This window comes from Citrobacter amalonaticus (assembly GCF_037053465.1).
In the GTDB taxonomy this organism is placed as follows: domain Bacteria; phylum Pseudomonadota; class Gammaproteobacteria; order Enterobacterales; family Enterobacteriaceae; genus Citrobacter_A; species Citrobacter_A amalonaticus_H.
Genome location: NZ_JBALIF010000009.1, coordinates 54257 through 70407, shown reverse-complemented (window position 1 = coordinate 70407; position 16151 = coordinate 54257). Strand labels below are relative to the sequence as shown.

Annotated in this window: 11 protein-coding genes; 8 read left to right on the top strand and 3 right to left on the bottom strand. The window is 54.9% G+C overall.

The annotated features are described in order from the left end of the window. Positions 1-68: 68 nt before the first annotated feature. Together sbcC and sbcD are read right to left on the bottom strand one after the other, a co-directional pair. The gene (gene sbcC, locus WB371_RS16000; protein WP_336221030.1) at positions 69-3212 is read right to left on the bottom strand and encodes an exonuclease subunit SbcC; all 3144 of its coding nucleotides are present in this window, start codon (positions 3210-3212) and stop codon (positions 69-71) included. Beyond that, the gene (gene sbcD / locus WB371_RS15995; protein ID WP_336221029.1) at positions 3209-4411 is read right to left on the bottom strand and encodes an exonuclease subunit SbcD; all 1203 of its coding nucleotides are present in this window, start codon (positions 4409-4411) and stop codon (positions 3209-3211) included. Before sbcD ends, sbcC begins: the two co-directional genes overlap by 4 nt. A gap of 196 nt (positions 4412-4607) precedes the next feature. On the opposite strand from sbcD, the gene phoB reads away from it, so the two are divergent. The 5 genes from phoB (at position 4608) to malZ (ending at position 11767) form a co-directional block, all read left to right on the top strand. Then, positions 4608-5297, top strand: coding sequence for a phosphate response regulator transcription factor PhoB (gene phoB / locus WB371_RS15990; protein ID WP_103776655.1), 690 nt, complete (start codon positions 4608-4610; stop codon positions 5295-5297). A gap of 41 nt (positions 5298-5338) precedes the next feature. After that, the gene (gene phoR, locus WB371_RS15985; RefSeq protein WP_336221027.1) at positions 5339-6634 is read left to right on the top strand and encodes a phosphate regulon sensor histidine kinase PhoR; all 1296 of its coding nucleotides are present in this window, start codon (positions 5339-5341) and stop codon (positions 6632-6634) included. 406 nt (positions 6635-7040) lie between these two features. After that, positions 7041-8360 (top strand): branched-chain amino acid transporter carrier protein BrnQ, encoded by a 1320-nt coding sequence (gene brnQ / locus WB371_RS15980; RefSeq protein ID WP_336221026.1) that lies wholly within the window; start codon positions 7041-7043, stop codon positions 8358-8360. Between the two features lie 78 nt (positions 8361-8438). Next, complete coding sequence (proY, locus tag WB371_RS15975; protein ID WP_336221025.1) at positions 8439-9812, top strand: proline-specific permease ProY; 1374 nt, start codon at positions 8439-8441, stop codon at positions 9810-9812. A gap of 137 nt (positions 9813-9949) precedes the next feature. Further along, positions 9950-11767 (top strand): maltodextrin glucosidase, encoded by a 1818-nt coding sequence (malZ, locus tag WB371_RS15970; RefSeq protein WP_336221024.1) that lies wholly within the window; start codon positions 9950-9952, stop codon positions 11765-11767. On the opposite strand, the gene WB371_RS15965 is transcribed toward malZ, so the two are convergent. Further along, positions 11761-12663, bottom strand: a complete 903-nt coding sequence (locus tag WB371_RS15965) for a LysR family transcriptional regulator (RefSeq protein ID WP_336221023.1) — start codon at positions 12661-12663, stop codon at positions 11761-11763. The two genes, malZ and WB371_RS15965, sit on opposite strands and share 7 nt — an antisense overlap. A 269-nt stretch (positions 12664-12932) precedes the next feature. Between WB371_RS15965 and WB371_RS15960 the strand changes: the two genes are divergently transcribed. The 3 genes from WB371_RS15960 to WB371_RS15950 are packed head-to-tail and all read left to right on the top strand — an operon-like array spanning position 12933 to position 16058. After that, on the top strand, positions 12933-13574 hold the full coding sequence (locus WB371_RS15960) for a hydrolase (RefSeq protein ID WP_336221022.1): 642 nt from the start codon (positions 12933-12935) through the stop codon (positions 13572-13574). A gap of 48 nt (positions 13575-13622) precedes the next feature. Next, positions 13623-14168: an antibiotic biosynthesis monooxygenase gene (locus WB371_RS15955; protein WP_336221021.1), complete on the top strand. Its 546-nt coding sequence runs from the start codon at positions 13623-13625 to the stop codon at positions 14166-14168. Positions 14169-14189: 21 nt separating this feature from the next. After that, the gene (locus WB371_RS15950) at positions 14190-16058 is read left to right on the top strand and encodes an amidohydrolase (protein ID WP_336221020.1); all 1869 of its coding nucleotides are present in this window, start codon (positions 14190-14192) and stop codon (positions 16056-16058) included. Positions 16059-16151 lie beyond the last annotated feature (93 nt).

The following is a 16151-nucleotide window of genomic DNA, read 5'->3' as shown; positions in this document are numbered from 1 at the left end:
ACAGGGCTGTTTTAGTTTGCGGTTACGGTTGATGATTATGCGGCATGCGAAATTTCGCCCACGACGCGTTACTCCACGGCGAACATCCTGTCGAGTTTGCTGTAACCCAGCCCGTTAATTTTCTTCACTTTGATCTGCACCGGGATCCGTTCTTTCATCGCTTCAACATGGCTTATCACGCCAATGGTTTTCCCGCTGGCATTAAGGGCGTCCAGCGCATCAAGGGCGGTATCCAGCGTTTCACTGTCGAGCGTGCCGAAACCTTCGTCGAGGAATAACGAGTCAATGCGCGTTTTGTGGCTGACCAGATCAGAGAGCGCCAGCGCCAGCGCAAGGCTGACCAGGAAGCTCTCACCACCGGAAAGGGTACGGGTATCGCGTACGGCATCGGCCTGCCAGGTGTCGACCACTTCCAGCTCCAGCGCTTCGCTGGCTTTACGTTGCAATAAATAGCGACCATGCAGACGGGTGAGCTGGTTGTTCGCCAGCCAGACCAGATTATCCAACGTCAGTCCCTGGGCGAATTTGCGGAACTTATCGCCCTCTTTAGAGCCGATCAGGGCATTCAGATAACCCCAGTCTTCGACCTGCTGCATGGCGCGGTCGATTTCCAGCATCAATGTCTGCTGCTGCTGGCGGTGGTCGGCATCCTGTTTAAGCTGTTGGCGGATCTCGCCCTGGCGAGTGGCAATGTCGCGCAACTGTCCGTTGAGCTGTGCCACGGCGTGTTGAATGTGTTCGACCGTCTGTGTGACGTCCAGCCCGTCGGGTTGTTGTTGCTGGTGGGTGAGCAGAGACTGGGCTGATTGCGCGGCGAGCGTTTGCGCCTGCTGAAGCTGGTTTTCCAGCGATTGTTTAAGTTGTTCGAGACGGGCAATCGCGTCGTCATCGCGTAATGCGGCGAGAAACGCCGTCTGATCGGCAAACACGCTGGAATCAAGGGCGGCGGTGAACTGCGCCTGAGCGTCTGCCGCGCGCCGGGATTCCTGTTTTTCTTGTTGTTGCAACGTCTGCAACTGACTGTGCAAAGAAAGGCACTCGTCATGCACCTGTCGCCAGTTTTCCAGCGATACGTTCATTTCGTCTTCGGGGACGGCGTCGGTTACGGGCAACGTCTCCAGAAGCGGGGCAAGCTGCGCGATGCGTGCCTGTAACGCCGTCAGTTCCGTTTGCTGTTGCTGCCAGGTGTGCGCCTCCGCCGCCCGCGCGCTGAGCCAGTCCTCTTCCGCACCGTCTTCCGGCAGTGATAACGCGTAATGAAGCAAGTGTGCCGACAGCGACGCCTGGCGCTGGCTGATGTGCTGGCGTAATTGATCTACCTGCTGCTCATGTGCTGCAATTTGTGTCTGTAAATCATGGCGTTGACTAAGCTGGTAGAGGGTTTTTTCGTGCTCTTCCTGTGCCGTCAGCCAGGGCTGGATATCCTCCTGCGGCTGGAGCGTGACGTTCAGTTCACCCGTTATTTTTTGCCACTGTTGAGTGAGCGCTTGCTCCTCTTTAGACAACGCCAGCGCTTCGTTCTCATCACGCTGCAACTGCTGGCTTAGCGCTTCAGATTGCCCGCGCAGGGTAGCGCCTTCGTCTGCCAGCGCTTTCACCTCTTTTTCCAGCGCATCGCGTCGCGCCTGATTAACGCCGGGTTCAAGCGCCTGATATGCCGCCACCGCGGGATGTGTCGTCGAACCGCATAGCGGGCAAGGCTGACCGGACTGCAATAACGCCCGTTGGCTTTCCAGATCTTTTATCCGCGCTTCCATCTCGCAGAGCGCTTTCACGTCCAGATACTGTTGGTTCTTTTCTTTATACTGCTGGCGTTTTGCCTCCAGCAGGTTATTGCGCTGCGCCAGTTCCTGTTTGCTGTGGGCAATCGCCGCCTGAAGCTGGCCCAGGCGTGCCAGCCTGGGGGCTATCTGACCATGAAGGGCGAGAAGACGCTGACGCAGAGGGCGCAGTTGCTCGTGCTTTGCCAGCGCGTTAGCAACCTCATCCGCCGTCAGGGTCAGCGTTACCGGCGGCAGCGCCTCCAGCTTACGGACATCGTTTTCTCGTTGCTGCTGCCATTTGGCGAGCTGCGCCTTGTCACTGACCTGCTGGGCAAACAATGCACGCCATCCTCCCAGCTCGTTGCTCCATAAGCGAAAGCGGTCATGCTCGCTCAGCCACTGCGTTAATGTTTGTTGCGAGGCGAACAGGGCTGTTGACTGCTGCTCTGCCTGGCGGCGAATACGGCTTCGCAGGATGAAGCTGCTTTGTAAGCGAGTATTCACTTCCTCAATCTGCTGGCGTGTACGGGTGACGGTGGCGGATTGCTCCTGAATACGCTCCCACAGCGGACGTAATGCGCGTGCAGGTTGCGCCAGACTCAGGGTTGCCAGCTCCGGCTGCGCGTGTTCCAGCGCTTGCAGCGCAAGCTGTTGCGACTGCTGTCGCTGGCTGACTTCCGTTTGCAGGTCATGTTGCCGCGTCAGCCAGTTCAGATGGTGTTGGATCGTCTGCTGTTGAGCCGCAATCCGCTTCTCTTCATCAGTGAGCGCCTGCAAACTGTCTGTCAGCGTTTGCAGCGCATCAGGCGTCAACAGCACCACGCCGCTCGCCTGCGCCTGCAATTTTTCCAGTTCGGTACGTGCAAGTTTGTGTTGTTCAAAGACGCTTGCTGAGATTTGCCCGTAGATTTCCGTCCCGGTCAACTCCTCCAGAAGCTCAGCGCGTTCTTTCGGTTTGGCGTTAAGGAAGGCGGCAAACTGTCCTTGCGAAAGCAGCATTGAACGGGTGAAACGGCCGTAATCCAGACCGGTCAGTTCCGCGGTTATTTCCAGCTTATCTTTGACTTTATCAGCCAGGATTTTCCCGTCTGCACAGCGCGCCAGCTCTACGCGTGGCACCTGTAAATTGCCATCGGGCTGGTTGCGCGCGCGGTTCTGGCTCCAGAACGCGCGATAGGCTTCACCTTTGACTTCAAACTCCACTTCCGCCAGGCACTCCGCCGTATCACGGGTCATCAGATCGTTTTGCGATTGCGACACGGTATTCAGGCGGGGCGTCTCGTGATACAGCGCCAGACAGATGGCGTCGAGCAGGGTGGTTTTGCCCGCTCCCGTTGGACCCGTTATGGCGAAAAGGCCGTTACTGGCGAAGGGCTCCGCCGTAAAATCGACTTTCCATTCCCCTTTCAGCGAGTTGAGGTTTTTCAGCCGCAGACTGAGAATCTTCATGCCTCATGCTCCCCGGACAATGTCTGTAATGTGGTGTGAAAAAGTGACGTCAGGCGTTCGCGCTGTGGCGGCGCAAGTTCTTCCTGCGCGAGCCGACGCTCAAACACCTCGTCCACGCTGAGTTCGCTGAGCGTTTCCCGGCGTTCGTTGCTTAACATGCGCTCGCGTTGTTCCCGGCTACGACGTACCAGCAGGACTTCAACGGGCAGGGTTTCGGTGAGCGCCTGGATTTTACGCTGCATATCATGCAGGTATTCATCGGTGGTGATTTCTATATCCAGCCAGACTGGTGGTTCCTGCGCGCTGTCGCGCCAGGCCTCCAGTTGAGCGGTAATCGCGGTGAGATCGCCTTTCAGTACCGCCAGCGGTTGCGTTACCGGAACGGTGAGATCCTCGACGTGGTGTAATTTACCCTCCCGGAAATCCACCAGATGGACGCATTTGCTTTTGCCACATTCATCAAAACTCAGCGCGATGGGGGAACCGCAATAGCGGATATGTTCCGTACCGCCAATCCGTTGCGCCCGGTGAATATGACCCAGTGCGATATAATCCGCTGGCGGAAAATTTTGCGCCGGGAAGGCGTCCAGCGTGCCAATATAAATGTCACGCACCGCGTCACTTTTACTGGCGCCAACCGTGGTCAGGTGCCCGGTGGCGATCACCGGCAGGGGGAGATCGCCGCGCAGCGCGCAGGCGGCGTCGTATTGCTGCTGGTAATAGTCGGTTATCGCCCCTGACAAATGCTGCTGTTTTTCCACACCGGAAAGCCCCGCCTGGCTGGTGATAATGTCGCGCGGGCGTAAAAACGGAACGGGGCAAAGAACTGCCCCCGGTGTGCCGTCGCGATGATTGAGGATCTGCGGCGCATGACCCGCGCTGGCAATGACCGTCGTATTGAGAAAAGCCAGTATGTCGCGGGATTCATTCAGCGTAGCGACGGAGTCATGGTTTCCGGCTAACACCACCAGATGACAGCCCGTTTGCTGCAAATTGACCACAAAACGGTTATATAACTCGCGGGCGTAACTCGGCGGAGAGCCGGTATCAAAAATATCGCCCGCAACGATAATCGCATCCACCTGCTTCCCGATTGCTATCTCCAGCAGCCAGTCGAGAAAGGCCTGATGTTCAGCGGCGCGGCTTTTACTGTAAAAATTTTGACCCAAATGCCAGTCTGAGGTGTGAAGGATGCGCATAACGGTTCCATGGCAAAAAATGCATGAAGGGGATTATAACCCGTCGTGTGCGGTAATATCGCATTTCCTGGGTGTCATAAATCAACAACCTAACATTAACGTCGGCTATCATTTTCATAAATCTGTCATAAAACTGACGCATAATGACGCCGCATTAAGACAGATGATGATAAGCAACTTTGAGACAGGGCAAATCATGGCGAGACGTATTCTGGTCGTAGAGGATGAAGCTCCAATTCGCGAAATGGTCTGTTTCGTGCTTGAGCAAAATGGCTTTCAGCCTGTGGAAGCCGAAGATTATGACAGTGCGGTGAACCAGCTAAATGAACCCTGGCCGGATTTGATCCTGCTTGACTGGATGTTGCCCGGCGGTTCTGGTCTACAGTTTATTAAACACCTCAAGCGTGAAGCGCTGACCCGGGATATTCCGGTGATGATGTTGACCGCCAGAGGAGAAGAGGAAGATCGTGTGCGGGGGCTGGAAACCGGCGCGGACGATTACATAACCAAACCCTTTTCTCCGAAAGAGCTGGTTGCCCGCATCAAAGCGGTGATGCGCCGGATTTCGCCGATGGCGGTGGAAGAGGTCATCGAGATGCAGGGGCTGAGCCTCGATCCCACATCGCACCGGGTGATGACCGGTGAAAATCCCCTCGATATGGGGCCGACGGAATTCAAACTCCTGCATTTCTTTATGACACACCCGGAACGCGTCTATAGCCGTGAACAGTTGCTGAACCACGTCTGGGGCACCAATGTGTACGTTGAGGATCGCACGGTGGATGTGCATATTCGCCGTCTGCGCAAGGCGCTGGAAACCAGCGGTCACGATCGGATGGTGCAGACGGTTCGCGGGACAGGGTATCGTTTTTCGACCCGTTTTTGAAAGATAAGACCCAGAGCCTGGCTCTGAAGGGAGAGTGACCCGTGCTGGAACGGCTGTCATGGAAAAGGCTGGTGCTGGAACTGATACTTTGCTGTATCCCGGCCTTCATCCTTAGTGCATTTTTTGGTTACCTGCCGTGGTTTTTGCTGGCATCGGTAACAGGACTGCTCATCTGGCATTTCTGGAATTTATTACGCCTCTCATGGTGGTTGTGGGTCGACAGAAGTATGACGCCGCCGCCAGGACGCGGCAGTTGGGAACCGCTGTTGTACGGTTTACATCAGATGCAGTTACGCAATAAAAAGCGTCGACGCGAACTGGGCAATCTGATTAAACGTTTTCGCAGCGGGGCTGAGTCATTGCCCGATGCGGTCGTGCTAACAACGGAAGAGGGCGGGATCTTCTGGTGTAACGGTCTGGCGCAGCAGGTGCTGGGCTTACGCTGGCCGGACGATAGCGGACAAAACATTCTAAACTTGTTGCGCTACCCGGAGTTTACGCAGTATCTCAAACAACGGGATTTTAGCCGCCCATTAAATCTGGTGCTGAATACCGGGCGACATCTTGAAATCCGCGTTATGCCCTATACCGACAAGCAGTTGCTGATGGTGGCGCGTGATGTGACCCAGATGCACCAGCTTGAAGGCGCGAGACGCAACTTCTTCGCCAACGTGAGTCACGAACTGCGCACACCGCTGACGGTGTTGCAGGGCTATCTCGAAATGATGCACGAACAGCCGCTGGAAGGCGCAACGCGTGAGAAAGCACTGCTGACGATGCGGGAACAGACCTCGCGCATGGAAGGGCTGGTGAAGCAGTTACTGACGCTGTCGAGGATTGAAGCCGCGCCGACGCAACTGCTCAACGAGCAGGTCGATGTGCCGATGATGCTCCGCATGGTCGAGCGTGAAGCGCAGACGCTCAGCCAGCAAAAGCATACGTTCAGCTTTGAAGTGGATAACCACTTGAAGGTGCTGGGTAACGAAGAACAACTGCGCAGCGCTATTTCCAACCTGGTGTATAACGCGGTAAACCATACGCCTGCGGGAACGCATATCATTGTGCGCTGGCATAGCGTGCCACACGGCGCAGAGTTCAGTGTGGAGGATAACGGACCGGGGATTGCGCCGGAGCATATTCCGCGGTTAACCGAACGTTTTTATCGCGTGGACAAAGCGCGTTCGCGACAAACGGGCGGCAGTGGACTGGGGCTGGCGATCGTGAAACATGCGGTTAATCATCATGACAGCCGTCTGAATATCGACAGTCAACTGGGTAAAGGAACACGCTTTAGTTTTGTTCTGCCGGAACGTTTAATTGCCAAAAAAAGTGCTTAAAGTCCAATCGTACGGTTAACTTTCCATAAGCCAGCGGATGCTGGCTTATTTTCTTTGCAGTTAAGATAACTCTGCTGAATTTATCAACGTCTGATTGTTTTTTGTTCGAATGATAAACCATGACTTTTTCTTATGAATAGTGTTTTGTACTACCCTGTAATTTGATATCGCTATAATCTTCCGGTTTTTAGATCCCTCCTTGCTTTAAAACGTTATAAGCGTTTAAATTGCGCCCCAGATGCTGTCAGACTGACTGTATTCAGGCGGTAAATCGAAAAACAATTCTTTGCTTTCCAGGTTATGGGATATATCCCGCTGGAATGGCGTAAAAAAACCGCTGTTTCTTCCCGCAGGGAAAGACACTACGTTAATTTAATCAACACCACATCCACAGGCCGTAAGCTTTATGACCCATCAGTTAAAATCGCGCGATATTATTGCGCTGGGCTTTATGACTTTTGCGCTGTTCGTCGGCGCAGGGAACATCATCTTTCCTCCCATGGTGGGTTTGCAGGCAGGCGAGCACGTCTGGACTGCGGCTATCGGCTTTCTGATTACCGCCGTCGGCCTGCCGGTGCTGACCGTTGTCGCTCTGGCGAAAGTCGGTGGGGGGGTTGATAGCCTGAGCACGCCAATCGGTAAAGTTGCAGGTGTATTGCTGGCGACCGTCTGTTATCTGGCGGTTGGACCGCTGTTTGCCACGCCGCGTACCGCGACGGTCTCTTTTGAAGTGGGCATCGCACCGCTGACCGGGGATTCAGCCATGCCGCTGTTTATCTACAGCGTGGTCTATTTTGCGATTGTGATTCTGGTTTCGCTCTATCCGGGCAAACTGCTGGATACCGTGGGTAACTTCCTGGCGCCGCTGAAAATTCTGGCCTTAATTGTTCTCTCCGTCGCTGCCATTATCTGGCCTGCCGGTCCGATCAGCCATGCAATGGAAGCCTACCAGACCGCCGCGTTTTCCAATGGGTTTGTTAATGGCTATCTGACTATGGATACGCTGGGGGCGATGGTCTTTGGTATCGTTATTGTTAACGCGGCGCGCTCGCGCGGCGTGACCGAAGCGCGCCTGTTGACTCGTTACACTGTCTGGGCCGGGCTGATGGCGGGTGTTGGCCTGACACTGCTGTATCTTGCCTTGTTCCGTCTGGGTTCCGACAGCGCCACGCTGGTCGATCAGTCTGTGAATGGCGCGGCGATCCTGCATGCCTATGTTCAGCACACCTTTGGTGGCGCGGGCAGTTTGCTGCTGGCGGTGCTGATCTTCCTCGCCTGTCTGGTGACGGCTGTTGGCCTGACCTGCGCCTGTGCGGAGTTCTTCGCGCAGTATGTGCCGTTGTCTTATCGCGCGCTGGTGTTCATCCTGGGCGGTTTCTCCATGGTGGTTTCTAACCTCGGACTGAGCCATCTGATTCAGATCTCCATCCCGGTGCTGACGGCTATCTATCCACCGTGTATCGCACTGGTGGTGTTAAGTTTTACCCGCTCATGGTGGCATAATTCATCCCGTGTTATCGCACCGGCGATGTTTATCAGCCTGCTTTTTGGTATCCTTGACGGTATTAAAGCATCGGCAATCGGCGGCATATTGCCGGCCTGGACCCAGCGTTTACCGCTGGCGGAACAAGGTCTGGCATGGTTAATGCCCACCGTCGTAATGGTGGTCCTGGCGATAATCTGGGACCGCGCGGCAGGTCGACAGGTGACCTCCAGCGCACATTAAGATTGCTGAAAACATGTTTTAACCACGGGGCTATCACTGGCCCCGTGGTTTTTTATTGTGTTGATGGGTTAGGAATCGATGGAAAGTAATAACAAGCTGAAGCGTGGGTTAAGCACCCGCCATATTCGCTTTATGGCTCTTGGCTCAGCCATTGGCACCGGGCTGTTTTATGGTTCAGCAGATGCCATCAAAATGGCGGGGCCGAGCGTGCTGCTGGCCTACATTATTGGCGGGGTTGCGGCGTATATCATTATGCGCGCGCTGGGGGAAATGTCCGTTCACAATCCTTCCGCCAGCTCCTTTTCGCGCTATGCACAGGAAAACCTCGGTCCGCTCGCTGGTTACATTACCGGCTGGACCTACTGTTTTGAGATTCTGATTGTCGCCATTGCCGATGTCACCGCGTTTGGCATCTATATGGGCGTCTGGTTTCCGGCGGTGCCGCACTGGATCTGGGTGCTCAGCGTGGTGCTGATTATCTGCGCCATCAACCTGATGAGCGTGAAAGTGTTCGGTGAGCTGGAGTTCTGGTTCTCCTTCTTTAAAGTCGCCACCATTATCATCATGATCGTGGCGGGGTTCGGCATCATCATCTGGGGAATTGGCAACGGCGGGCAGCCAACGGGTATCCATAATCTCTGGAGCAACGGCGGATTTTTCAGCAACGGCTGGCTGGGAATGGTGATGTCGTTGCAGATGGTGATGTTCGCCTATGGCGGGATTGAGATCATCGGCATTACCGCCGGAGAAGCGAAAGAGCCGGAAAAATCCATTCCGCGCGCGATTAACTCCGTACCGATGCGTATTCTGGTGTTTTACGTGGGTACGCTGTTTGTCATCATGTCTATTTACCCGTGGAACCAGGTAGGAACCGATGGCAGCCCGTTTGTTCTGACCTTCCAGCATCTCGGCATTACCTTTGCCGCCAGCATCCTTAACTTTGTGGTGCTGACCGCGTCACTGTCGGCGATTAACTCTGACGTCTTTGGCGTGGGGCGTATGCTGCACGGGATGGCGGAGCAGGGCAGTGCGCCGAAAGTGTTTGCCAAAACCTCGCGTCGCGGTATTCCCTGGGTCACGGTGATGGTAATGACCATTGCGCTGCTGTTTGCGGCCTGGCTGAACTATATCATGCCGGAAAACGTCTTCCTGGTCATTGCGTCGCTGGCGACCTTCGCCACCGTATGGGTATGGATTATGATCCTGATTTCGCAGATCGCTTTCCGTCGCCGTTTATCGCCGGAAGAAGTGAAGGCGCTGAAATTTAAAGTACCCGGCGGAGTAACCACGACCGTTGTGGGCCTGATTTTCCTCGTCTTTATCATTGGGCTTATTGGCTATCACCCGGATACCCGCATCTCGCTGTATGTCGGTTTTGCGTGGATTCTCCTGCTGCTGATTGGCTGGGTGTTCAAGCGTCGCCACGATCGCCAGGTGGCGCAAGCACAGTAATTTGTCGCCGGATGGCCTGAAGGTCATCCGGTGATTTATCCTCCCCCGGACTCCTCCCCCAATAAACATCAGGATGATGAGTTATCCTGAACCATGCTATGGCAAGGTGACCTCATTTTCATCAAAGGGGATACGTGATGTTGAACGCCTGGCACCTTCCGGTTGCCCCATTTGTTAAGCAAAACAAAGACCAACTGACCATTACGCTCTGGTTGACGGGTGAGGATCTGCCGCAGCGGGTGACGCTGCGTGCGGAAAACGATAACGAAGAAACGGCGCTGGTGATGCATAAATTGCGCGCTCAGCCTTTTCCGGGCGTGACCGCATGGCGTGCCGCCATCGATCTGAACAGCGGGCAGCCTCGTCGGCGCTACAGCTTCAAGCTGCTCTGGCCCGATCGCCAGAAGTGGTTTACGCCACAGGGTTTCAGCCGTTTCCCGCCTGCGCGTCTGGAACAATTCGCGGTTGATGTGCCGGATAACGGGCCGCAGTGGGTTGCCGATCAGGTGTTCTACCAAATCTTTCCCGATCGCTTCGCTCGCAGCCAGACGCGAGAAGCACAGCAGGATAACGTCTATTATCATCACGCCGCGGGCCAGGATATCGTATTACGTGACTGGGACGATCCGTTAACCGCGCAGGCTGGCGGCTCCACTTTTTATGGCGGCGATCTGGACGGGATTACTGAAAAGCTGCCGTATCTGAAAAAGCTGGGCGTCACCGCGCTGTACCTTAATCCGGTGTTTACCGCCCCGAGCGTGCATAAATATGATACTGAAGATTACCGCCATGTTGATCCACAGTTTGGCGGCGATCAGGCGCTGATGCGTCTGCGTATGAAAACGCAGCAGCAGGGCGTGCGGCTGGTGCTGGACGGCGTATTCAATCACACCGGCGATTCACACGCGTGGTTCGATCGCCATAACCGTGGAACCGGCGGCGCCTGCCATACACCGGATTCCCCCTGGCGCGACTGGTACAGTTTTTCCCGAGAAGGCGTGGCGCTGGACTGGCTGGGCTATGCCAGCCTGCCGAAGCTGGATTATCAGTCTGAAAGTCTGGTGAATGAAATTTATCGCGGCGAAGACAGTATCGTGCGTCACTGGCTGAAAGCGCCGTGGCACATGGATGGCTGGCGGCTTGATGTGGTACATATGTTGGGCGAAGACGGCGGCGCGCGCAATAACCTTAAACATGTCGCCGGGATCACGCAGGCGGCAAAGGAAACCCAACCGGAAGCCTACGTGCTGGGGGAACATTTTGGTGATGCCCGTCAGTGGTTGCAGGCGGATGTGGAAGACGCCGCCATGAACTATCGGGGGTTCACGTTTCCGCTGTGGGGCTTCCTTGCCAATACCGATATTTCTTACGATCCGCAGCAGATAGATGCACAAACCTGTATGGCGTGGATGGATAACTACCGGGCAGGGCTTTCCCATCAACAGCAACTGCGGATGTTTAATCAGCTCGATAGTCACGACACCGCCCGTTTCAAATCGCTGTTGGGTAAAGATATCGCCCGTCTGCCGCTGGCTGTCGTCTGGCTGTTTACCTGGCCCGGCGTACCGTGTATCTATTACGGCGATGAAGTGGGGCTGGATGGCAATAACGATCCCTTTTGCCGTAAAACCTTTCCCTGGCAGGAGGAGAAACAGGATACCGTACTGCTGGCCCTGTATCAGCGGCTGGCAAAGCTAAGGCACCACAGCCAGGCTTTGCGACGCGGCGGGTGTCAGGTGATGTATGCCGAAGACAATGTCGTAGTGTTTTTGCGTGTTTACCAGCAGCAACGTGTGCTGGTGGCGATTAACCGCGGCGAGGCTTGCGAAGTGGTCCTTCCGTCATCACCGTTGTTAAACGTGGCTGCGTGGCACAGTAAGGAAGGAAAAGGGCAGATTGTCGACGATACTCTGACGCTGCCAGCGATTTCTGCCAGCGTCTGGTTGGGTCACTGATAAAGCCGTACAATCTCCGGGCTGGTGAGTAGCGCTTTGCGCCACCAGTGCTGTGCCAGCCCGTTATTTCCTTCACGCCAGGCCATATAAGCGACATCTTTTTCGCGAAAAGAGATCACGCTTTTCTCCACCAGTTCACCCGAGGCAAGCCACGGGCGGGCGATATGGCGCGGGAGAAAACCGCAGCCCATTCCGGCACGCAGCAACGTGACCTTACTGTGAAAATCATCGACATGGATCTGGGCTTGTTCATCCATCAGGTTCGTCTGTAACGGATGGCAAAAGCGCGCGCTGTCACTGATGACAATTGCGCGATGCAGACAGAGTTGTTCATTCGTCAGGCTTTCAGAAGCCGCAGCGAGCGGATGCCCTGGCGCTACCACAAAAACATTATCCAGCGTCCCCAGCATTTTATAGGACCACGCCGCTGAGGTTGGCGGTTCGTTGATCGCGCCAAGAATGATATCCGCGCCGTTGTGCGTTAACTCTTCCCACGAACCGGCCAGCGTGTGGTGAGAAAATTTAAGCCGCGTTTGTTTATTGAGCGCATTGAAGGCATCAATGACGGGAAGCAGCGTTTCAAAGGGAAAGGAGTCATCCAGCGCGATAACCAGCTCTTTTTCCCATCCGGCGCTCAGTTGCAGCGCTTGTTTTTCCAGATCTTTTGCCGCGCTCAGTAGTAAACGCCCTTTCTCCAGCATCATCAGTCCGGTATCGGTAAATTTTGCCCGATGTCCGGAACGGTCAAGCAGTTCAATATCCAGGTCTTTTTCCAGTTTTTGAATCATATAGCTGAGCGCTGCGGGCGTTTTAAACAGCGATTCGGCGGCGGCGGCAAACGTCCCGTGCTTATCGATAGCGTCAAGGATGAGCAAAACGTCCAGATTAATGCGCATGAGTTGAGGAGATCCTTAAATTTAAACCTCACTGTTGTACCGAATGACGAGCGACAAAACCAGTGAAGAAATTAGACCGAATAACCGCAATTTTTTGAAGGTACACGGATATATTGTCGGGAAAGGCATATTTCATGGGACGGTAAGTTTTCTTTAATAAGTCGTTAGAAATTTCCAACTATACTAATCAGGCTTTCTGATTCAGGATTTGTTGGCTGACGGAAGATGCCGAACGTCGATTTCTAACTCATTGATTAAGGAAGTGTATTATGTCCATTCGGGAACTAATTAACCCATCAAACTCAACGCTTATTTTTATTGACCATCAACCACAGATGGCATTTGGTGTCGCGAATATTGATCGTCAGACGCTGAAAAATAATACAGTTGCATTAGCGAAAGCAGGGAAAATATTTAATGTCCCTGTTATTTATACGTCCGTCGAAACAAAAAGTTTTAGCGGTTATATCTGGCCTGAGTTACTGGCCGTTCATCCTGAAGTGAAACCTATCGAACGTACCTCAATGAACTCCTGGGAAGATGAGGGGTTTGTGAAAGCCGTTGCGGCAACCGGGCGTAAAAAGCTGGTTATTTCAGCGCTATGGACTGAAGTTTGCCTGACTTTCCCGGCCCTGATGGCGCTGGAAGCCGGTTATGAAGTGTATGTGGTGACAGATACCTCTGGCGGGACCTCAGTGGATGCGCATGAACGTGCCATCGATCGTATGGTGCAGGCCGGTGCGGTACCGGTGACCTGGCAGCAGGTTCTGCTGGAGTACCAGCGTGACTGGTCACGCAAAGAAACTTACGACGCGGTGATGGATTTAGTTCGTGAGCACAGCGGCGCTTACGGTATGGGCGTGGATTATGCCTACACTATGGTACACGGCGCGCCGGAGCGCAAAGCCTGATTCTGATGGCGGGGCGACCCGCCATTGACCTTCAGCAAGGAACCCTCCATGACGCAAAATAAACATGTGACGCTGGTGATTACGCATACCTTGCGGCCCGATCAGGCAGAGCGTTATGAGTTATGGCTGGGGAAAATCATGCCGGTGGCGGCTGAATTTCCCGGGCATCTTGGGGCGAACGTGATTCGTCCGACGGACGGACAACATCGGTGGAACATCATTATCCGCTTTGACACGCTCGAACATCTCTACAACTGGACGCAGTCGGATACCCGGCGGCTTCTCGTTGAGGAAATTGCGCCTCTGCTGGCGGAAGGCGACAAAACTGAAATTCACACTGAAGCCGCATTCTGGTTTACCCCGCCAGCGCCTCATGTTCGCCAACCGCGTCGCTGGAAGCAGTTTTTAATCACCCTGCTGGTGATTTTCCCCAGCACCAATCTGGTGCCGTGGGTGACGGGTCTGTTATTGCCTTCGCTGAAAGGATCGCTGTTACTGCATCTGATAAACGATGCCTGTGTGGTTGCGCTGGTGGTCTGGTTGTGGATGCCCATCGTAACCCGTCTGTTTGCCGGCTGGCTGAAAAAAGCCTGATCGACTTATCAGGAGAACGTTATGTCTCACACTGCTTCATTGATTTTGACCCACGGGAAAATTCATACCCTCGATCGCCTTAACCCGCAGGCGGAAGCCGTCGCCATTAAAGACGGCAAAATTCTTGCGACGGGTACGCACGAACAGGTGATGCGCTTTGCCGCCGAGGGTACGCAGGTCGTGGATCTGAAAGGCCATTCGGTGATCCCCGGACTGAACGACTCTCACCTGCATTTGATCCGCGGTGGGTTGAATTACAATCTTGAACTGCGCTGGGAGGGGGTTCCATCACTGGCGGATGCCCTGCGCATGCTGAAAGAACAGGCCGATCGCACGCCGTCACCACAGTGGGTTCGCGTGGTGGGCGGCTGGAGTGAATTTCAGTTTGCCGAGCGGCGGATGCCGACGCTGGAAGAGCTCAATGAGGCCGCGCCGGACACGCCGGTGTTCGTATTGCACCTGTATGATCGCGCTTTGCTGAACCGCGCAGCGCTGAAAGCGGTTGGATACACCAAAGCGACGCCGGATCCAGCCGGTGGCGAGATCGTCCGCGATAGCAACGGTAATCCCACCGGGATGCTGATCGCCAAACCGAACGCCATGATCCTCTATTCAACGCTGGCGAAAGGGCCAAAACTGCCGCTGGAAATGCAGGTAAACTCCACCCGCCAGTTTATGCGTGAACTCAATCGCCTCGGGTTGACCAGCGCTATCGATGCGGGCGGTGGTTTTCAGAACTACCCGGAAGATTACGAGATTATCGAACAACTGCACGCCAATAATCAGATGACGGTGCGCATTGCCTATAACCTGTTTACACAGCGACCGAAGCAGGAGCTGGAAGACTTCGAGCGCTGGACCGACATGCTTAAACCGGGTCAGGGGACGGATTTCTACCGTGCTAACGGGGCGGGCGAAATGCTGGTCTTTTCCGCAGCGGATTTCGAAGATTTTCTGCAGCCGCGTCCGGACCTGCCGGAAGGGATGGAAGATGAACTGGAGCGGGTAGTGCGCCATCTGGTGGAACATCGCTGGCCGTTCCGCCTGCATGCGACCTATGACGAATCCATCAGCCGTATGCTGGATGTGTTTGAGAAAGTGAATCGTGATATTCCGTTCAATGGTTTGCACTGGTTTTTCGACCACGCCGAGACCATCAGCGAGCGTAATATCGACCGGGTCAAAGCGCTGGGCGGCGGTATTGCGGTGCAGCATCGCATGGCCTTCCAGGGCGAATATTTCATCGACCGCTATGGGAAAGAGGAGGTAAAACAGACGCCGCCGGTGGCGAAAATGCTGGCTGCTGATGTGCCGGTAGGACTGGGGACAGATGCAACCCGCGTCGCCAGCTATAATCCGTGGACTGCGCTCTACTGGCTGGTCTCAGGGCGGACGGTGGGCGGAACGGTAATGTATGACGATAACAACCGTCTGCCGCGCGACGTCGCACTGGAACTGTGGACGGCGGGTAGCGCCTGGTTCTCCAGCGAGCAGGGTAAAAAAGGGCGCATTGCCAAAGATCAACTGGCCGATCTGGTGGTGTTGTCCAAAGACTACTTCAGCGTGCCGGAAGAGGAGATCAAAGGCATTGAGTCGGTGATGACGATTGTGGATGGCAAAGTGGTGTATGCCGCCGGACACTTCACTCCGCTGGCGCCGCCGGCAATTCCGGTTGTGCCGGACTGGTCCCCGGTGGTGAACGTGCCGGGGCACTATCGCTCCGCACCGCCGACGGTGACAAAAGTGGGAGCAATAGTTCAGATGCACCACTGCTGCGGTAGCTGCGGCGTACACGGTCATCAACACGACATCGCCCGCCAGGCGGGGATCCCGGTCTCGGATGACCGTGCATTCTGGGGCGCACTTGGCTGCTCGTGCTTCGCGTTTTAATGCTGTAACCGGATACGACAATTCTGCCGTATCCGGCTATTTCACCTTCTCAGATAGCGCAAATATAACACTTTGTGTCATTCTTAGACGATC